The organism is Humisphaera borealis, assembly GCF_015169395.1.
Lineage (GTDB): Bacteria > Planctomycetota > Phycisphaerae > Tepidisphaerales > Tepidisphaeraceae > Humisphaera > Humisphaera borealis.
This window is the reverse complement of record NZ_CP063458.1, coordinates 6,527,449-6,545,726: the sequence shown is the minus strand read 5'-3', so window position 1 is coordinate 6,545,726 and position 18,278 is coordinate 6,527,449. Positions and strand designations below refer to the sequence as shown.

The following is an 18,278-nucleotide window of genomic DNA, read 5'->3' as shown; positions in this document are numbered from 1 at the left end:
GAAGATCAGCTATGGGCTGGCGGTGCGGTATCGACGACAATCGGCCCGGTCGGCGTTGCCGTCAGCTTGAAGACCGTCACCTCCGGCCGACACCAGTCGAGCACGCGCTGGCCGTAGCTCAGGCCGCGGTTGACATACAGGTGGCGGCCGTCGATGTCGTAGTGGCCGTGGGTGAACTCGCGCCGTCGGTGGCCGTTGAACCGCTTGCCGAACCGGCTGACGCCCAGCTGTCGGCCGTGCGTGTGGCCGGCCAGCATCCATTGCCACGGGTAGGGGAGCAGTTCCCGCGCGTTCTTGGGGTTGTGATTCAGACAGATGATCGGCAGCGAAGGATCGACACCCGCCCAGGCTTTCTCCGGGTCGATGTTGCCCGTCCATTCGTCATCCAGACCGACAATCGCGACCGGCTTGTGCGCACCGTCGCGCCGCAGGTAATGCGTTTGGTTCCGCAGCACGATGAGCCCCCGGTCGAGCAGACACTTCTCCAGATAGTCCCCCCGCCGGGTTGATTCGCCGGGATGGCTCTTGCCGTACACGCTGTAGTCGTGGTTTCCGAACGTGCAGATCACGCCGTTTTTGGCGTGCAGGTGCGAGAGGATCGTCGACACGCGGTGCGCGTAGCGATAGCCGCCGGTGATGAGGTCGCCGGTGATGACCACCAGGTCGGGCTGAAGGTCGTTAATCCAGCGGATGAACTGGACGAGATACCGCTGGCCGACGACCGGGGAATAGTGGATGTCGGACAGTTGGACGATGCGAACGCCTTCCAGGGCGGGATCGAGTCCGGCGAGGTGCATTTTGCGGCGATGGAAATCGACCCATCGGCGGCTCATTGGAAGCGCATGGAGCCCGGTCAGGCCCAGCCGATTCATGGTCTGCCACACCGCCCGCCGCCAGCCGTGCTGCCGTCGCCAATTGGGGGTCTTCAGGAAGTTCTTGAAGTCATCGAGCATGTGGGAAAAAGCCGATCGCCGATCTGCGGTTGCCCGACTGGCAGCGTGGCCAGCGTGCGCGGGTCGATTCATTTACAACCGGCGATTGTTGATTGGCAACCGGCAATCCCCGAACGAGGCGATCGGGCGATGACCTTATTCGGGCCTCATTCGATCATCTGAAGCGCACCTTGCAGCTCGCTGAGTGCGTGCGCGTCGCCCTTGGCCCGGGCCGAGGCGATGCCGGCCTGGTAAACCGTCTTCGCGGCGTCGATGTCGCCGACGGTCTCCAGGATCTGTCCCTTCTGGTAGTAGGCGTAGCAATACCCCGGATCAAACTGGATGACCTTGTCGAGGTGTTCGATCGCTCGCTCGTGGTCGCCGGCTTTCTTGTATTCCAGGCCGATCGCATAAAGCGTGAAGGTGTCGCCGGGCTGGCGTTCCAGCATGGCTTGCAGCTTGGTCAATCGATCAGATGCGTTGCTCACGGTCTCCCTCATTCCTTAAATCCAGTTTTTCGCGGACGCGATGATTCTATACCCGCTGGCGCGTTACGACACCGGCAATCCCGGGTCGTTCTTCGGACGGTCCAACAGGAGATTCCCGCGCAGTGGAGAGAGGTCGCCTTGGTGTCGATACCCGAAACAGGATCGGGTCTCGGCCGCATCGGAGCTAAGGACATGGCCAGACCTTCAACAGAACTGACCGGCGTCGAAACGACGTTCGGGGCGGACGAAATCATCGTCTCCAAGACAGACCTCAAGGGGCGCATCGAGTACGCGAACCAAGTGTTCTTGCGCGTGTCGGGCTACACCGAGGCCGAACTGCTGGGCCAGCCTCACTGCATTCTGAGGCACCCGCGGATGCCGCGAATCGTTTTCCGATTGCTGTGGGACACGATCAGCACCGGGCAGGAAGTTTTCGCGTACGTGCTGAATCGCTGCAAGAACGGGGACCACTATTGGGTGTTCGCCCACGTCACACCCAGCTTTGACGAATCGCGACGCATCGTGGGCTACCACTCCAACCGCCGACTTCCTGACCGCAGAAAGCTCGCGCAGATCGAACCCATCTACGACAAGCTGCTTCAAATCGAATCGATCGAAGAAAACCCGCGGGCGCAGATGGAGCGATCGCGACCCGTGCTGGAGAAGCTGCTGAAAAGCAAGGCCATGAGCTATCCGCAATTCATCTTCTCGCTCTGACCAAACGCCTTAGACGACCGCGATTCCGCGACCGATCCTTCGGTCAAGAGGTGCCACCGTGAATGACTCCAATGAACAGCCGCAGGACGTGTCGTACTGGATTCGCGAAGCGCTGCGCGTCTGTCATGCCGCCAGCCGCGGCGACCTTGAACAGCGAATCACCCGCATTGCCTGTGACGGGGAGATGGGCGAGTTGTTGCACGCGATGAACCACCTGCTGGACATGACCGACGCGTTTGTTCGCGAAGCCACCGCCGCGCTGGAGCACGCCAGCCGGGGCGAGTTCTACCGCCGGGTGCTGCCCGAAGGGATGCTCGGTTCCTTCCGCCAGGCGGCCGAGTCCATCAACGCGGCGACGCAGCAGATGGACGTCAAAACCCGCGATCTGAGCGCGGCCGAGGCACGCCGATTGCAACTGGCCGACGATTTCGGCCAGACGAGGAAAACGGTCGAAACGCTTGCCGCCGCTTCGAAGCAGATCGGGGGATTTTCGAAGGTGATCCACTCTATTGCGAGCCAGACCAACCTGCTGGCGCTGAACGCGACGATTGAATCGGCCCGGGTCGGTGAGGCGGGCCGGGGCTTTGCCGTCGTCGCCGGTGAAGTCAAACGGCTGGCCCGCCAGACGTCCGACGCGACGGCCCAGATCGAGTCGCAGGTGCGATCCATCCAGGCGGCCAGCAAGCAGACGTCCGACGCGGTGGAGAAGGTGTGCCGTACGCTCTCCAGCCAGGACAACGCACGCGTTGCCGCGTAGCAGAGGTCGGCTTATTTCGTCAGCGGATGCGCCTTGAGGCTGAGAGACTCGGCGACCGCCGCGTTCACCACGCGCCCGCCGACGAGGTTGATCCCCTGCCCAAGGCCCGGATCTTCGGCGGCGGCAGCTTCATATCCCTTGTTCGCGATCTTTAATGCGTACGGCAGCGTTGCGTTGCACAGCGCGATGGTGCTCGTTCGGCCGACCGCGCCGGGCATGTTCGTCACGCAATAGTGGACGACGCCGTCCACGACGTAGGTCGGCTGCTGGTGGGTCGTCGGCCGGGCCGTCTCGACGCAGCCGCCCTGGTCGATCGCCACGTCTACGATCACGGCGCCATTCTTCATGAGCTTGAGCTGTTCCCGGGTGACCAGGCGAGGTGCCTTGGCACCAGGGATCAGCACCGCACCGACAACGAGATCGGCCTTCATCAGCGATTCGCGAATGGTGTGCAGGTCGGAGTAGATCGTGGTTACGTTGGCCGGCATGACGTCGTCGAGGTAGCGCAGGCGGTCCAGGTTGATGTCCATCAGGGTGACATTGGCACCCATGCCGGACGCGATCTTGGCGGCGTTCACGCCGACGACACCCGCGCCGAGAATGACAACATCGGCCGGCGGCACGCCGGGCACGCCGCCGAGCAGAATGCCGCGGCCGAGCATCGGCTTTTCGAGGTACTTTGCGCCTTCCTGGATGCTCATCTTGCCGGCGATTTCGCTCATCGGTGTGAGCAGTGGCAGCGTGCCCTTCTTGTCGGTGATCGTCTCGTAAGCGATCGCGACGATCTCGCTCTCCATGCACGCCTGCGTGAGCTGTTTGCTCGCGGCAAAGTGCATGTAGGTGAAGATGATCTGCCCCGGCCGGAACCGCGAAATCTCCGCCGGCTGCGGCTCCTTCACCTTGACGATCATGTCCGCGGTGAAGACGTCGTCGGCGGTCGGGACGATGGTCGCCCCGGCCCTGACGTAGTCGTCATCGGGAAAGCCGGACGATACGCCGGCCCCGGCCTCAACAAGCACCGTGTGCCCGGCCTTGACGAGCGCTTCAGCGCCGACGGGCATCATGCCGATGCGGTATTCATCTGCCTTCACTTCACGGGGTACGCCGACTCGCATTCGAACACCTCATTCATGTGCGGTTGAGGCTGCATTGCAGCGTGCGACTGAACCTCGCCGGATCGTCCGGCAAAGGCCAGATTACCGGACGCGGGGCCGGGCGGGAAATCGAGGGCGTGTTGCTTATCCGCAACGTCCGCCCTTGCCGATGCAGAAAGTGAACATGACCACCAAACCCCGCCTGCTCATTCTCGACGAGGATCGCATCATCCTTCAGTCGCTCGGCCAGTTCCTCCGCCGCGAGGGATACGAGGTCCGCACGACCGATGTCCCCGACAACGCAATGGGCGTGCTGGAATCGAACCAGGTCGAAGTCTTCCTGGCCGACATCAACATTCCCGGCATCAAGCCGGCCGACTTCCTGCGCGATATGCGGCGGCGGTTCCCGCATGTGGTCGTGGTCGTCATCACCAGCTATGGCTCGATCGAAGGTGCCGTCGAAGCCACGAAAATCGGCGCATTCGATTACCTGACCAAGCCGATCGTCGATGAAGAGATCCGCGTCGTCGTCGAGAAAGCCGCCCGGCAACAGTCGCTGCTGTTCGAAAACCAGTCGCTGAAACAGCAGCTCGACATGCGGTTCGGGCTTGGCAATGTCGTCGGCCACGACCACAAGATGCTCAAGATTTTCGACCTGGTCGGCGCCGTCGCCGACAGCCGGACGACGGCACTGATCACCGGCGAGAGCGGCACGGGCAAATCGCTGATCGCGCGGGCAATCCACCAGCAGTCGCCGCGGAAAGATAAGCCGTTCATCGAAGTCTCCTGCGGTGCGCTGCCGGAAACGCTGCTGGAGAGCGAACTGTTTGGCCACGTGAAGGGCGCGTTCACCGGTGCGATCTCCGACAAGCCCGGCCGGTTTCTGTCGGCCGACGGCGGCACGCTCTTCCTCGACGAAATCAACTCCGCCAGCCCGATGATGCAGGTCAAGCTCCTTCGCATGCTGCAGGAGCGCACGTTCGAGCCGGTCGGCAGTTCAGAAAGCAAGACGGTCGACGTTCGCGTGGTGCTGGCGACAAATGTCGATCTGGCGCTGCTCGTCGCCGATCAAAAGTTCCGCCAGGACCTCTACTATCGAATTAACGTGGTCAACGTGAAGCTGCCGCCGCTACGCGACCGGCTCGGCGACATCACGCTGCTGGCGACGCACTTTCTTCGGCGCTTCTGCCAGGAGACCGGGCGCGAGGTCATCGGCTTCAGCGAGCCGGCGCTGTCGGCGATGCACCGCTACACCTGGCCGGGGAACGTGCGCGAGCTGGAAAACGCGATCGAACGCGCCGTAGTCCTGAGCCGTCGGCCGCAGATCGATCTGGAAGACCTGCCCGAAACCGTGCAGGGGATGGCGATCGTGCCGGCCATGCAGGTTGCCGGCGGCGGACAGCCTGGCGACGGCTACGACACCATCGTGCTGCAACGCCCCATGCCGCTCGAACAGGCCCTGGAAATCCCCGAGCGGCACATCATCGAAGCGGCCCTCAAACGCAATCACTGGAACCGCCAGGCAACCGCAGCCGAGCTGGCGATCAACCGGACGACGCTCTACAAGAAGATGCGCAAGTTCGGGATGCTGGGCGTGGGGGAAGTCGCGTAATAGAGCACGTGCGAGACACCCCTGCGACGGAACCGCCGCGTCCGCCAAGGCGGACCCTACACGCTGCAAATACTCACGACATCGCCGCCGCCGCCTCTGCCTCGGCGTCGATCAATTCGATCTTCGCGTCCACCTTCAATCGCTCCACCAGCTCGCGCGTCTTGTCGTTGCGCTTCTGCTCGCGCCAGTGCTGGCGGACTTCTTCGCGGATCTCGTCGAACGGCCTGGGCGTCGCCGGCTTGCGCTCGGTCACGGTAATCACGTGCATGCCGTACTGCGTAACGAAGATCGGGCTGATCTCGTTCAGGTTGAGTGAGAACGCGACCGCCTCAAACTCCGGCGCCAACTCCCCCTGCTTGAAGAAGCCGAGGTCGATCGAATCCTCGGCCTTCTCCGAATGCTGCTTGGCCATCTCAAGGAAATCGGCACCTGCCAGAAGTTGTCGGCGGATGTCGCGCATTTCGTCGTACGCCGCCTTTTGACGCTCGCCTTGCGGGTTCTTGAGAATGTGCGAGGCGCGAACCTCTTCCGTTGTCATGAACGCCTTGATGTTCGCCTCGTAGTGCGCGTGCAGCTCGGCGTCGGTCGGCTGGGGGCCGTCGTCGGCCAGGCCGTCGAGCATCCGCTTGACGCGCAGGTCCACGTCCAAGTCCCGGCGGACCAGCGGCATCTGCTCGTCGTTGGCACCGGTCCGCATGAAGAACCATTCCTTACCGCCGTAGTGCTCGATCAGCTTCGCCAACGATTCGTCGATCTCATGCTCGCTCGATGCCGGCATTGCCCGGGCGGCCTCCTGCGCCAGCAGCACCCGGCCGGTGATGTTGTCGCGGGCCATCTGCTGGAACTCCGGGTCACGCTCGCAGCACGAGACATTGCCCAGGCTCTCGAAGTGGGCTTTGATCCCCGAGAACTCGTTGTCGATGATCGCATCTTCGATGCGCTGTCCGTTGATGATGAGCGGCATGGGCGGTCCTTGGCTGCGTGATCGGCGCTCGGCAAAGGGCCGGGCGGCAATCAAGTATAGCGGTCGCGGCTCAAGGTGTGGTCGCCGAATCGGGTTCGGCTGCAATCGCGGCGATTGCGGCAGTCCTGGCGTTACGCCGCCTCGCTGCCGAGGGCTGCCTGAAGATCCCTCAGGCTCGGGTTGGCCAGCACCCGCATCCCCACCATGATGGTCGGCGTCTGGATGTCGCCGTTCTTCCACCTCACCCACGCGGCGGCGTGACGGTCCAGCGACAGATCGAAGTAGTCGAACCCCACGCCCATCGCCTCCAGTGTCGCCACCGCGCGGGCCGTCTGCTTACACGTGGGCAACCCGTAGATCTTGATCGCATGCAGCATGGCTTATCTCCGGTGGCGCGCCGCTCTTTCGCGTCGCTGGTGCGCCCATTCGACAGCATCGGACGTCCGACACCGCGAGTTAAGCCGCCAACCCGGCCGACGACGGAAAGTCCTTGCCGCCGATTCCCATCAAGCCGATCATGTTCACCGTGAAGCACACCTCCCTGCTGACATTGGTTCTGTTCACTCTCATCACTGCGATCACTAATGTGGCAGCGGCCGCCGACGCCCCGGCTGCCAAACCGGCCGACTGGCCGCGCTTCCTCGGCCCGACGCGCGACGGCGTCGTTCCACAGCCGCTCGCGTGGCCGGCCGGCGGACCGAAGGCCCTCTGGTCAGTCGCCGTCGGTAACGGCTGGTCGGGGCCGGTCGTCGTCGACGGCAAGGCGATCATCCACCACCGCCAGGACCGCCGATCCGTCCTCGACTGCCTCGACCTCGCCACCGGCAAGACGATCTGGTCCAGCGGACACGACACCGACTACGTCGACGGCTTTGGCTTCGATGACGGCCCCCGCGCCACCCCCGCCGTTGCAGGCGATCGCATTTACACCTTCGGCGCCGAGGGCCTGGCCAGTTGCTTCGAACTCGCCACCGGCAAACTCGTCTGGTTGGTCGACGTCGTGAAGACCTTTCGCGGCGGCAAGGGGTTCTTCGGCTTCGCCTGCTCCCCCCTCGTCGAAGGCAATGCCGTCCTCCTGAACGTCGGCGGCAAAGGCTCCGGCGTTGTCGCGCTCGATACCGCCACCGGCAAAACACTCTGGACCGCGACCGACGACGAAGCCGGCTACAGCTCCCCGACCGCGGCGACCATCGACGGCAAGCGCTACGCGTTCGTCCTCACCCGTTCCAGCCTGATCGCACTCACACCGGCCGACGGCAAGGTGCTCTGGCGATACCCTTTCCGGGCGCGGATGGAAGCCTCGGTCAACGCCGCCACGCCCCTGGTCGTCGGCGACGAGATCTTTATCTCGTCGAGCTACGGCGTCGGCGGCGCGGTGCTGAAGTTCGGTGCGGACAAGCCGACTGTGGTCTGGGCCAACGACGAATCGATGTCTAACCACTTCTCTACCTGCGTCGTGAAGGACGGCTACCTCTACGGCCTGCACGGGCGACAGGAACAGAACGTCGAGCTCCGCTGCGTCGATTGGAAAACCGGCAAGGTCGTCTGGAGCCAGGACGACTTCGGCACCGGCGCGATCTCACTCGCCGGCCAGACCCTGCTGATCCTCGGCGAAAAGGGTGAGCTGATCGCGGTCGAAGCCTCCCCCAAGGCGTTCAAAGAGATCGGCCGCAAGCAGGTGACCGGTTTCGAAACCCGCGCCTACCCGGCGATCGCCGGCGGCAGGCTGGTCGCCCGGGGAAAGCAGAAACTGGTCTGCGTCGACCTCGCGTCGCCGTAGGTTAAAGGGTCACCTCCTCCCCAGTCGCGCCCGTTGTCCGGCCGACACCGCGACTTACGTTGCCGCCATCGCGATCAGTTCGTCGAGCGACGCGGCCAGCAGCTCCTGAAGCCGCCTGGGGGTTGCGGTCTCGTCATCGGTGTCGCGGTCGGGCTCAAACACCACCGGCGGCAGGCCGGTTCTGGCCAGCGCATACGCCAGCAGCAGCCGGGCGAGAATCCCGTTGAAGTTCGGGAACAACGGGTCATTCAACAGATCGGCGTAAATCCTCGCCGCCTCTTCGACGGCGGGAACGAGCCTTCGGTGCGGCGTCGCCAGCCGGAAACAGACGTCGGTCAGCCGGGTCTGCAACGCCGCATCGGGCACGGCACTCGGCAGGCCGCAGGCGAGTGCGGCATGCCAGCGGAAGACTTCGCCCGGCGGCAGCGGAAGCTGTCGCAGGCCGAGCCGTTCGATCCTCCGAAGGATCGCCACATGCCCGCGCATCCGCTGCGCGTTGCGCGAGCCCAGGGTTCGCCCGCCCGATTCATGATCCACCGCCGCCTGCGCGTCGCGCGGACTGATGTCGATTCCGTCGAGACAGAAGCTGGCCCGCGAGACGGCCGCCAGGTGCGCCGCCGGTACCGACCGGGTACCCGGGCGGGGTCGCGCGTCGTGATCCCCCCGCCACAGCTTCAGTCGCCGATCGATCGCCCGCGACCACTGTCGTGCGTCGGCCGGAATCGCCGGCCTCAATCGAACCAGGCTCGGCGGTCGCGGCTCAACCGCCGACGACGCCTCCTCCCGCGACACCAGCGGCCGAACGCGCCTGGGCTCTGCGGAATGGGGAGCAGTCGACGAAGGGTCGGGCAGGCGAGGTTTCGAATCGGAATCCGCAGTCTCGTCTGGCCTGCCTGGGAAGCTCATGTTCTCCCTCACCTGCAAGGAGACGGCTTCGCGCACCGCGTCGGCCCGAAGGGGCTTGAGATCGCGCGCAACCGCATCCGGTCGATACCGCAATCAACCATCAAGCCACGTGCCAATCGCAATTGTCAGAAGAAGTATGTCACCAATCGCGCGCCCATTGCGCGGGTGCTTTGCCCTCCGTTACGAATTGCCCGATGTTTCATCGACGAAAATCGGGAAACAACGTTTTATTCAACCGCTGTATCACGTCGGTGCCCGCCCGTCACGAAACCTCACCCAACACATGCTCGGCGACGTAGATCGGGACCGATGTTGCAACACCCAGCGCAATTGCATCACTCGGCCGCGAATCCACCTTGTGAACCGACCCGTTCTGCCGGATGTGAATCCGCGCGAAGAACGTGTGGTCCTGCAGGTTGTTGATCTCGATCCGGTCGATCACGCCGCCCATCGCCTCGATCACGCTCGCCAGCAGGTCGTGGGTCAGTGGCCGAGGGTGGACAATCCCCTTAAGCCGCCGGTCGATCGCATACGCCTCCCCCGACCCGATGACGATGGGGAACTTGCGTTCGCCGTCCACTTCCTTGAGGACGATGATCTGCTGGTCCTGCATTTCGGAAATGATGATCTTGTGCAGCTCCATCTGGACAGACATCAGTCACTCCCGAAAAGTGCGGCAAGAGGGGCGCGGCCGGTGACAAGCGCTCCGGTCGGCGGTCCAGTAGTGAACGTAGGATCGCCGGGTGGGGGTGTCAAGATAGACCCCAGGCGATCCGCCGAACGAACCCAAGGTTCGAACGACCAATCCTGCCGAACGAACCCAGGAACACATTCCAACGGCGTCATCAATGACACGGGCTTCCAGCGCTTCCAGCCCGTGCGTGATACGCCATCCAGACGACAGCCGTTCGAAGCGCGGTTCATCTCTTCTTCTCCTGACAACATAGGCCAGCATCCCGTCACGATCGCAAGCCGCCGAGCTCGCGTATGAACGTCGTCCCACACCCACGCCGCCAGCACGGGCTGGAAGCCCGTGTCACTCACGGAGCCGTCCCCGGCCGCTGGCCCAACCGCATTCCGCCGAACGAACCCGAGAACGCCCGATCCTGAGAACGCGCGATCCCGTCCGGCCCCCTCTCCCCCGTACCCGGGGGAGAAGGCTGGGGTGAGGGGCCGACCGCAAGGCCACGTTGCCCCCGGCCGCGCGCAGATTGCCGAACGAACCCGAGCGACGACACGCCACCCTGCCAAACGAACCCGAGAGGCCCGGCACCGGGGTCGCAGGCAACCCCGCGCGCAGCAGTCCCGCCGTCAAAAATCGCCGGAAAAGTCTTGATCTCGTCCATGCATGTTAGTATATTGTACGGTCTTCGCTTGTCCAGAAATATCGCGATCCCAAGTAGCGTTTATGGAGCGGCTTGAAACGACGACGAGACGACCGACGTAGGGTGGGGTTCACCCCACCGCATCGCGATCGAGAACCGGTTGTGTGGGTTCGCTGTTGGCGTTCGAACGAGCGGAACTGGATCATTGATGCCGCTCCCCGACGGACACAGCGCGTCGTCGAACGGGGTTCGGTGGGGTGAACCCCACCCTACTTTGGCGGGGACGGTTGCCCTGCTCCGTCAGCCGGTTCGTCCTTGCCGGGCCGGATGCGTGCCCGATCGTTGACTCGACGGGCTGCGAACGTAGGCTGTGATCGCAACGATCGAAGGTGCCTTCCTGGCCCTGGATCGGGACTACAGATCAATCTGCCGGGAGCGATATGAATCCTTGGGGACTGGCATTCGTTGGGGCTGGGTTGTTCACGATCATTGGCGCTGTTTGTGACTGGGACTGGTTCATGAACCATCCCAAGGCGCGGTTCGTGTGCGCCGTCTGCGGGCGCGGCGGAGCGCGGATCTTCTATGTCGTCTTCGGTATCGCATTCGTCATCTTCGGAGCCCTCTTCGCCGCCGGCGTGATTCACGATACGAAGTGACGCCGGTTGCCCGGGGCGGATCTGCCCGCAGGGTGCGCGGGGCATGGCCGTCCCACGGTCTCGTGATACGCTCAGGCGTCGGAGGATACGTGGTGCACGCTGCCTGCGAAGAATTGTTCAACTATGCGACGGACCTTGTCACGCAGGATGATGTTGCCGCGTTCGCCCCGAACGATCCGGGCTATCCGAACTACGTGCGTGAGTGGTTGGAAATACGCGATTCGCGATCGATCCCGCTCAGAACGAACTTCGAGATCACAGAAACCGTCGGCCTGACGCGATGGGTAGACGCCGACGCTGGCCCGGACTCGGACCGCTTTCGCCGTTTCCGGGTTTTCACGAATGCCGTTGCACTGGGAATGTCTGTCTCGGGCCGTGCCCACGATGATGACTTCCCGCCAAATTACACGCTGATCAGCTTGATGGATGACGCCGCCGCGTTGCAGGACGCCGCGTTGTGGCGGCTGCTGTTGCCGGCATTCGAGGAGGCGTATGCGGCGTGGACGCAACAACGTTCGCGCGAGGCTTTGTTCGGGCTTCTCGCGCTGCTTCTGGTTCACGCCCACCTGGGCACCACCAATGACGTGCTCGCACACCTGGCGGAGCGGCTGATCGAAATGGAAAGTGGGTGTCCGGCACGTGTACCGGAAGTCTTTCTCTTCGGCTGTACGTGCTACGATCAACTCAATGACCACTGGAAGCGGCATATCCACGCGCTGAGCAAATCTGTCTCGGACAGTCTCTCCCTCGTTCGCGCTGCGCTCCTTGACGGCGGACCGGCCGACGCGGCGTAAACCGCTCGACGGGTGACAAGTTCGGCGACGTGGGCTGGCGGAACCGAATCGGAAAGGGTGTGGTTCAGCGGTCGAATTCGCGGAGGCGGATCTTCTGTGCCGCGCGGGAAGTGACACAACAGGTCGTCGAACATGGCTCGGTGGGGTAAACCCCACCCTACTTTGCTGGGAGCAATTGCCGAGCGGCGTCGGCCGGTGGCCGCGGGTGGGTCAGGGCTGGAATTGTGAAAACTTTCACAAGGGGCGTCCGCCGTGTCTATACTTGGGCGTGCCCCTGATACTGGGGGGAACCGGCCATGGCTGCCAACCCCTGTCGAACCGCCATGGACCAACCCACCATGAAACCTCGACGCGCTCTATCCCCCGTCCGTTGGATCCTGATCGCCGCCGGCGTTGTTGGCGTGATTGTCGTTGGCGTGTCGCTGCTGCGTTTCGGCCGGCCGGCGGTGACGGTGACGGAAATCGCCGAGGGCCCCGCCATCGCCGCGTTTTACGCCACCGGCACGCTGGAACCGGCCGACCGCGAACACGCCATCCGCGCGCCGGTCGAAGGGTTCATCAAAGCGCCGCCCGGCGAAGCGCCTTACATCGACAAAGGCGACCGCGTCAGCAAGGGGCAGGTCTTGGCGGTCATCTTTAACGAGGGGTACCAGTACACCTACGACAAGTCGCTGGCCGACGTGAAGGAAAAGAAGGCCCGGGCCGATGTCGAAACCTCGCCGGTCCTGCAGGAGCTGGACGCGAAGATCGCCAACTACGGCGAACTGGTGGATGCCGCCGACCGCGAGTTCAGGCGGTACAGCGCCAGCAAGGAAGCGCGGGTCGTCAACCAGGCCGACTACGACCGGGCGCTGGACCGGCTCAAGAGCGTCAACAGCGAGTTCGAATCGTTCAAAGCCCAGAAGCTGCAGATGCGGCTGAAGCTGACCCGCGAGCTGGCCGAGGCCGAGTCGGCGCTGAAGATCGCGACCTGGAACCTGGAGCAGACGAAGATCGTCAGCCCGGTGGACGGGTTTGTGATGGACAAGCCGCAGCAGATCGGCGCGCGGATCGCGGTGAACGACCCGATCGTGGTGATCGCCAACACGTCGCCGTCGAACCTGGTCATGCGGGCGCAGGTGGACGAAGAGGACGTGACCAAGGTTTACCCGCCCGACAGCCAGCAGAAGCTGGCGGCACTGCTCCACCCGCTGTTCGGCTTTGATCGGCTGCTGGCGGGGTGGAAGTTCCGCACGCAGCCCGTGCAGATGTCGCTCTATGCCTTTGCCGACCGCACCTTTCTCGGGCGGGTGACGCGCATTTACCCCAAGGCCGACCAGGAACGGCGGACGTTCGAGGTGGACATCGCGATCGACGAGCCCAGCGACCGCATGCAGGCGGGCATGACCGGCGAACTGATGTTCATCACCGCGTATCACCCCAAGACGCTCGTCGCCCCGTCGCAGGCGCTGCAGGACGGCAAGGTTTGGACGATTCGCGGCGGCAAGCTGACGGCGGCCGACGCCGTCGTTGGCCTGAAAGGCGTCGAGCGGATCGAGATCGTCTCGGGCCTAAAGCCCGGCGAGACGGTGGTGATCAGCCCGATCGTCGGCATCGAAGCGGGCAAGTCGATTCGCATCGGCGAGCGCATCGACCCCCGCATCGCCGCGGCACTGAACAAGCCGAAGGAAAAGGAACTGTTTCGAGGCGGATTTTAGGAAATGCTGAATGCGGAATGCTGAGTGCTGAATAGCAGCACAACCGCAGTGGTCGTTCCTGATTCAGCATTCATCATTCCGCATTCAGCGTTTGCGTTCCAATGCTCTGGTTCATCTCCATCCGCTACTTTCTTTCGCACAAGCGGCAATCGCTGGTGTGCATTGCCGGCGTGGTGATCAGCGTGACGATGTTCATCTCGATGACGGCGCTGATGAACGGGCTGTCGGACAAGTTCATCATTGAGACGGTCGAATCGACCGGGCACATCACCATCAAGGATGAGCCGCGCGAAACCAAGACCGAAATCCTGGAGCGCGTTTACACCGACCCCAACGCCCTGCTGTCGATCCAGGGCGTCAAGCCGCGCGAGACGACCAAGAAGATCAGCAATGCCCGCGGGCTGCTCGCGATGCTCGACCGCATGCCGGGGATTGTCGCCGCCGCCCCGCTGGTCAACGGCAACGGCATTGCCACTTACGGCACCAAGACCGTGCCGCTGACGATCTTCGGCGTCGAGCCCGAGCGGCAGATGAAGGTGACGACCATCGGCGAAGACCTGGTTGCCGGCGACTTCAGCCGGCTGCGGACCAGCGGCGACGGCATTATTTTGGGTCGTGGCGTGGCCGATGTGCTGGGGGCGCAGCTCGACGACAGCCTGTCGCTGGCCGGGCCGGAAGGGGCTCGGATGAACTGCAAGGTCGTCGGCATCTTTCAGACGGGGGTGACGCCGGTCGATTACAGCCGGGCGTACATGCTCATCAACTCGGCCCAGACGCTGCTGAACAAGAAGAATATCGTCAACGAGATCGCGATCCGCACCGACAACTACGACAACGCCGAGGCGTACGCCAAGCAGATCGAAACCATCTCCGGCTACCGCACCGAAAGCTGGCAGGAGGCGAGCGCCAACTTCCTGAAGATCTTCAAGATCCAGAACATCATCACCTACATCATCACGGCGGCGCTGCTGATCGTGGCGGGGTTTGGCGTGCTGAACATTCTGATCATGGCGGTGCTGGAGCGGGTGAACGACATCGCGATCCTGAAAAGCTTCGGCCTGAGCCGTAACGACATCACGATCATCTACATTTTCCAGGGGCTGGTGATCGGTGCGATCGGTTCGACACTGGGGTTGCTGGCTGGCAAGGCGTCGATCGAGATTCTGCGGCGGGTGCCGATCCCGATGGAGGGACTGGTCAAAACCGAAGGCCTGTTGATGAGCGAGCACAACAGCCAGTACGTGGCGGCGTTCATCAGTTCGATGATCGTGGTGACACTGGCGGCGGTGTACCCGGCTCGGCGGGCGGCGAAGTACGACCCGGTGGAGGTGATCCGTGGAGCGCACTAGCCCCGGCGATCCCGACGCCATCCTGCGGTCGCAGAACCTCTACCGCGTGCTCGGCAACGCCGAGAACTTTACGACGATCCTGCGCGGCGTGGATGTCACGATCGGCCGGCGGGAGTATGTGTCGATCGTGGGGGCGAGCGGGTCGGGCAAGAGCACGCTGCTCTACCTGCTCGGCGGTCTCGATCGCCCGACGCAGAACGACCCGGAAACACAGAAGCCGTTCGACCCGCCGAGCCGGGTGTTCATCGGTGGAGAAGACACAACGGGGCTCGGCGAGACGCAACTGGCATCGCTGCGCAACGAAAAGTGCGGGTTTGTCTTCCAGTTCCACTACCTGCTGAAGGAGTTCACCGCGGCCGAGAACGTGGCGCTGCCGATGCTGAAGCTCGGCAAGCTCAGCCGTCGCGACGCGATCGACAAGGCGGTGGGCCTATTGAAGCAGTTCGGCTTGGCCGACAAAGCCACCCGCCGGGCCAACCGCCTGAGCGGCGGCGAGCAGCAGCGCGTGGCGATCGCCCGGGCGCTGGCGAACGACCCGGCGGTGCTGCTGGCCGACGAACCGACCGGCAACCTCGACCGCAAGAACGGCGACCGGGTCGCCGAGATCTTCGACGAACTGGGCTCCAAAGGTCAGGCGATCGTCATGGTCACGCACGACACCGCGCTGGCCAAACGGGCGGGCAGGATGATTACGATGGAAGACGGGCGGATCATCTCGGATGTGGGGCGAGAGGGCGCGGGGACGCCAAGGAACGAATGAAGAATGCAAAACATGCAATGAAAAATGCAAAATGAGAAGAGGCTATCGACGCCTTTTTCTCGTTTTGCTTTTTTCATTGCATGTTTTGCATTCTGTATTCAATTGGAACACAAAACCGCGAGGCACGTGCTCACTTCTTCTTCACGTCATAGCAGTAAAGCGTTTCCTGATCCCGCACGTACAGCTTGCCGCCGGCGATGACCAGGTGGGGCCACTGTTCCTTGCCGCTGAGCTTGGGCGGGGCGAACCGGCCGTGCTCCTTGTAGCCTTCCTTCGACGCTTCGATCAGCGCGATGGTGCCTTTGCTCTTGCCTTCGTCGCGGAGATAGAACATGCCGTCGGCGTAGCTGATGGCGCCTTTGCCGAGTTCTTCCTTGGTCTTCCAGACGGTTTCCCCGGTCAGCAGGTCGATGCAGCTCCAGCCTTTGCCGTCGGAGTAGCCGTAGATTTTGCCGTCCTGCAGGATCACCCCGCCGTGGTGATTCACCATGTTCTTGTTGGAGTAGACCTTCTCCACCTTGAACGTCGCGCCGTCGGCGGTCACCTTGAACAGGTCGCACCCGACGCCGTAGCCGCTGGTGACGAAAACGTGATCGTTATGAACGACCGGGGTGGGGATGACGGCGGTCTGGCCCTTGCGCTCGGCCTTCCAGAGGACGTCGCCGGTCTCGGGGTTCAGGCCGGCCACGCTGGCGGCGGTGAACTGCACGTACTGCTTCTTGCCGGCGATCGTGCCGATGATGACGCCGGTGTAGGCGGCGTCGTCGGTCCAGTCGTCGGACTGCCAGATGGTTTCGCCGGTGAGCTTGTTCAGCGCGGCGACGGTGCCCTTCTTCCCGCCGGGCGTGACGATCAGGCGGTCGCCGTCAACCAGCGGGGATTCGGAGTTGCCCCAGCCGCTCATCATCTTGCCGCCAAAGTCCTTGTTGAGGTTCTTGCGCCAGAGTTCGGCGCCGGTCGCGGCTTGGAGGCAGACCAGGTCGCCGTACTGGCCGACGGCGTAAAGGTGTTCGCCGTCAACGGTGGGCGTGCAGCGCGGCCCGGGGTATCCGCCGCCACCGCCGGTCTTGCCGACTTTCGTCGACCAGAGCTTTTTGCCGGTCATGTCGAGCGCGACGACGAAGCTGGAATCACCCGCTTCGCCCATGGTGAAGATCTTGCCGCCGGCGATGGAGATGCTGGAGAAGCCCGCGCCGACGTCGGTCGATTTCCAGGCCAGTGCCGGGCCGTCCTTGGGCCATTCCTTCAGCAGGCCGGTGTCGGGGGAGACGTTGTCGAAGTTGGGCCCGCGCCAGCGCGGCCAGTCGCCTTCGGCGGCAGAGGCAAAGGAAGACATCGCACCAAGAGCGATCGCCGCCGAGAAAAGCGCACCGGCGACACGACGGGATTTAAGGCGAGCAAGCATCATGCAGATCTCCGCAAACCAGAAGACAGTGGACCGATTCGGCAGCTCTCCGCGGCGGCCGGTCTGATTGTTCTACCTGCGAACCGGTGGATTGTGGCATGGGCGGATAGGCAACTTTCCCATGCCACAAGCCCCGTTATCGCCCCCGCCCAGTCGTTTGCCCTTACCCAGTTTGAATGGGATGTAAGAGATATCGGCCGTGGCGGTCATGGCCGGCGAGGGCTGCTGTTATGGACCTCTCAACGAAAACCACAACTTCTATGGCGTCGCTCTGGTTTTGCCGGATTCATGGTCTGGAACGCGGGCCGATCACCTGGGACATGCTCCAGGAACTGGCCCAGGCGGGCGATCTTCGGCCGTCGGACCTGGTCCGCCGGGGCGACCAGTCGCAATGGGTGACGGCGTCGCAGGCGCGGTTCGAAGAGCCGATTCCTGGCCCCCCGCCGCTGGCGGCGCCGATTGAAACCAAGCTGACGGCCCGCCTCGCCGCGGCGTTGGCGGTGGATGTCGATATCGCCCACGCGCCGGCCAGGCCGTATCGCCGGGTGTCACAATCGAATGCCGCCGAGCCTTTCGAGACGGCCTCGGCGGAAGAGGTTGACGTTGCGGTTTCGGACAACGCGGCCACCGACACGCTTGAAGTACATCGAACGGGCGTTCCCGAATCGGCAGAGGCACCGACCGCCGCCGATTCGGTAACCCGTCGGCTGCCGGCCAAGGCCGCCGCCCATGCGGTTCGCAGTGCCCGGCCGCGGAACCCGGGCGGCGTGGCGCTCTTGGCGTTGGGGCTGGCGCTGATCGGCCTGTTCAAGCTGGCATTGCCGCTGGGATTGCTGTCGATGTATCTCGGGTGGACGTCGGCAGGTGACCTGTGGCGGCGGCCGAACGGTCGCGGCACGGTCCCGACAGGCGTCGGCCTCGCCACCGCCGTGGCGGCGATGGTCATGGCGGGAATCGATATCGGCGTGTCGCTGTATTACATCGTCACGTAGGGTCCGCCTTGGCGGACGCCGCACCAACGGAACAAGTCATCGCGTCCGCC

18 protein-coding genes are annotated in these 18,278 nt (G+C 63.6%); 10 read left to right on the top strand and 8 right to left on the bottom strand.

From position 1 onward, the window contains the following. Positions 1-5: 5 nt before the first annotated feature. Both IPV69_RS24655 and IPV69_RS24650 read right to left on the bottom strand, forming a co-directional pair. Positions 6-953, bottom strand: coding sequence for a metallophosphoesterase (locus IPV69_RS24655; RefSeq protein ID WP_206292388.1), 948 nt, complete (start codon positions 951-953; stop codon positions 6-8). Between the two features lie 146 nt (positions 954-1,099). Further along, complete coding sequence (locus IPV69_RS24650; RefSeq protein WP_206292387.1) at positions 1,100-1,420, bottom strand: tetratricopeptide repeat protein; 321 nt, start codon at positions 1,418-1,420, stop codon at positions 1,100-1,102. 192 nt (positions 1,421-1,612) lie between these two features. Between IPV69_RS24650 and IPV69_RS24645 the strand changes: the two genes are divergently transcribed. Both IPV69_RS24645 and IPV69_RS27755 read left to right on the top strand, forming a co-directional pair. Further along, positions 1,613-2,137, top strand: coding sequence for a PAS domain-containing protein (locus tag IPV69_RS24645; RefSeq protein WP_206292386.1), 525 nt, complete (start codon positions 1,613-1,615; stop codon positions 2,135-2,137). Between the two features lie 58 nt (positions 2,138-2,195). Continuing rightward, positions 2,196-2,894: a methyl-accepting chemotaxis protein gene (locus IPV69_RS27755; RefSeq protein WP_315853145.1), complete on the top strand. Its 699-nt coding sequence runs from the start codon at positions 2,196-2,198 to the stop codon at positions 2,892-2,894. Between the two features lie 11 nt (positions 2,895-2,905). On the opposite strand, the gene ald is transcribed toward IPV69_RS27755, so the two are convergent. Beyond that, positions 2,906-4,009, bottom strand: coding sequence for an alanine dehydrogenase (gene ald, locus IPV69_RS24635; RefSeq protein ID WP_206292385.1), 1,104 nt, complete (start codon positions 4,007-4,009; stop codon positions 2,906-2,908). A gap of 163 nt (positions 4,010-4,172) precedes the next feature. On the opposite strand from ald, the gene IPV69_RS24630 reads away from it, so the two are divergent. Then, positions 4,173-5,600 (top strand): sigma-54-dependent transcriptional regulator, encoded by a 1,428-nt coding sequence (locus IPV69_RS24630; protein ID WP_206292384.1) that lies wholly within the window; start codon positions 4,173-4,175, stop codon positions 5,598-5,600. Between the two features lie 73 nt (positions 5,601-5,673). Here IPV69_RS24630 and IPV69_RS28015 read toward each other — a convergent pair whose 3' ends face one another. Together IPV69_RS28015 and IPV69_RS24620 are read right to left on the bottom strand one after the other, a co-directional pair. Further along, positions 5,674-6,222: a peptidylprolyl isomerase gene (locus IPV69_RS28015; RefSeq protein ID WP_390884434.1), complete on the bottom strand. Its 549-nt coding sequence runs from the start codon at positions 6,220-6,222 to the stop codon at positions 5,674-5,676. A gap of 473 nt (positions 6,223-6,695) precedes the next feature. Next, complete coding sequence (locus IPV69_RS24620; protein WP_206292382.1) at positions 6,696-6,941, bottom strand: glutaredoxin family protein; 246 nt, start codon at positions 6,939-6,941, stop codon at positions 6,696-6,698. A gap of 113 nt (positions 6,942-7,054) precedes the next feature. On the opposite strand from IPV69_RS24620, the gene IPV69_RS24615 reads away from it, so the two are divergent. Further along, positions 7,055-8,344 carry a PQQ-binding-like beta-propeller repeat protein gene (locus IPV69_RS24615; protein ID WP_206292381.1) on the top strand — a complete coding sequence of 430 codons (1,290 nt, stop codon included), beginning with the start codon at positions 7,055-7,057 and terminating at the stop codon, positions 8,342-8,344. 54 nt (positions 8,345-8,398) lie between these two features. Here the strand turns inward: IPV69_RS24615 and IPV69_RS24610 are convergent, their stop codons facing one another. Then, positions 8,399-9,250, bottom strand: a complete 852-nt coding sequence (locus IPV69_RS24610; protein ID WP_206292380.1) for a hypothetical protein — start codon at positions 9,248-9,250, stop codon at positions 8,399-8,401. A gap of 262 nt (positions 9,251-9,512) precedes the next feature. Continuing rightward, complete coding sequence (locus IPV69_RS24605; RefSeq protein ID WP_206292379.1) at positions 9,513-9,905, bottom strand: bifunctional nuclease family protein; 393 nt, start codon at positions 9,903-9,905, stop codon at positions 9,513-9,515. 1,110 nt (positions 9,906-11,015) lie between these two features. Here IPV69_RS24605 and IPV69_RS27645 point away from each other — a divergent pair. The 5 genes from IPV69_RS27645 to IPV69_RS24580 all read left to right on the top strand — a co-directional run bounded on the left by IPV69_RS27645 (position 11,016) and on the right by IPV69_RS24580 (position 15,831). Continuing rightward, positions 11,016-11,231 (top strand): immunity 17 family protein, encoded by a 216-nt coding sequence (locus IPV69_RS27645; protein ID WP_206292378.1) that lies wholly within the window; start codon positions 11,016-11,018, stop codon positions 11,229-11,231. 89 nt (positions 11,232-11,320) lie between these two features. Beyond that, positions 11,321-12,025 (top strand): hypothetical protein, encoded by a 705-nt coding sequence (locus tag IPV69_RS24595; RefSeq protein WP_206292377.1) that lies wholly within the window; start codon positions 11,321-11,323, stop codon positions 12,023-12,025. A gap of 338 nt (positions 12,026-12,363) precedes the next feature. Beyond that, entirely contained in the window at positions 12,364-13,722 is a 1,359-nt protein-coding gene (locus IPV69_RS24590; RefSeq protein WP_206292376.1) for an efflux RND transporter periplasmic adaptor subunit, read from the top strand. Between the two features lie 101 nt (positions 13,723-13,823). Then, positions 13,824-15,071 carry an ABC transporter permease gene (locus tag IPV69_RS24585; RefSeq protein WP_206292375.1) on the top strand — a complete coding sequence of 416 codons (1,248 nt, stop codon included), beginning with the start codon at positions 13,824-13,826 and terminating at the stop codon, positions 15,069-15,071. Further along, the gene (locus IPV69_RS24580; RefSeq protein WP_206292374.1) at positions 15,058-15,831 is read left to right on the top strand and encodes an ABC transporter ATP-binding protein; all 774 of its coding nucleotides are present in this window, start codon (positions 15,058-15,060) and stop codon (positions 15,829-15,831) included. The genes IPV69_RS24585 and IPV69_RS24580 overlap by 14 nt, the downstream gene beginning before the upstream one ends. 130 nt (positions 15,832-15,961) lie before the next feature. On the opposite strand, the gene IPV69_RS24575 is transcribed toward IPV69_RS24580, so the two are convergent. Beyond that, complete coding sequence (locus IPV69_RS24575; RefSeq protein WP_206292373.1) at positions 15,962-17,239, bottom strand: PQQ-binding-like beta-propeller repeat protein; 1,278 nt, start codon at positions 17,237-17,239, stop codon at positions 15,962-15,964. 257 nt (positions 17,240-17,496) lie between these two features. Between IPV69_RS24575 and IPV69_RS24570 the strand changes: the two genes are divergently transcribed. Next, on the top strand, positions 17,497-18,228 hold the full coding sequence (locus IPV69_RS24570) for a DUF4339 domain-containing protein (protein ID WP_206292372.1): 732 nt from the start codon (positions 17,497-17,499) through the stop codon (positions 18,226-18,228). Positions 18,229-18,278 lie beyond the last annotated feature (50 nt).

Excerpts from the sequence above, each read along its gene's own strand:
- IPV69_RS24655 (WP_206292388.1), bottom strand. The coding sequence starts at position 953 with ATGCTCGATGACTTCAAGAACTTCCTGAAGACCCCCAATTGGCGACGG.
- IPV69_RS24645 (WP_206292386.1), top strand. The coding sequence starts at position 1,613 with ATGGCCAGACCTTCAACAGAACTGACCGGCGTCGAAACGACGTTCGGG.
- ald (WP_206292385.1), bottom strand. The coding sequence starts at position 4,009 with ATGCGAGTCGGCGTACCCCGTGAAGTGAAGGCAGATGAATACCGCATC.
- IPV69_RS24630 (WP_206292384.1), top strand. The coding sequence starts at position 4,173 with ATGACCACCAAACCCCGCCTGCTCATTCTCGACGAGGATCGCATCATC.
- IPV69_RS28015 (WP_390884434.1), bottom strand. The coding sequence starts at position 6,222 with ATGCTCGACGGCCTGGCCGACGACGGCCCCCAGCCGACCGACGCCGAG.
- IPV69_RS24620 (WP_206292382.1), bottom strand. The coding sequence starts at position 6,941 with ATGCTGCATGCGATCAAGATCTACGGGTTGCCCACGTGTAAGCAGACG.
- IPV69_RS24610 (WP_206292380.1), bottom strand. The coding sequence starts at position 9,250 with ATGAGCTTCCCAGGCAGGCCAGACGAGACTGCGGATTCCGATTCGAAA.
- IPV69_RS24605 (WP_206292379.1), bottom strand. The coding sequence starts at position 9,905 with ATGTCTGTCCAGATGGAGCTGCACAAGATCATCATTTCCGAAATGCAG.
- IPV69_RS27645 (WP_206292378.1), top strand. The coding sequence starts at position 11,016 with ATGAATCCTTGGGGACTGGCATTCGTTGGGGCTGGGTTGTTCACGATC.
- IPV69_RS24590 (WP_206292376.1), top strand. The coding sequence starts at position 12,364 with ATGAAACCTCGACGCGCTCTATCCCCCGTCCGTTGGATCCTGATCGCC.
- IPV69_RS24585 (WP_206292375.1), top strand. The coding sequence starts at position 13,824 with ATGCTCTGGTTCATCTCCATCCGCTACTTTCTTTCGCACAAGCGGCAA.
- IPV69_RS24575 (WP_206292373.1), bottom strand. The coding sequence starts at position 17,239 with ATGATGCTTGCTCGCCTTAAATCCCGTCGTGTCGCCGGTGCGCTTTTC.
- IPV69_RS24570 (WP_206292372.1), top strand. The coding sequence starts at position 17,497 with ATGGCGTCGCTCTGGTTTTGCCGGATTCATGGTCTGGAACGCGGGCCG.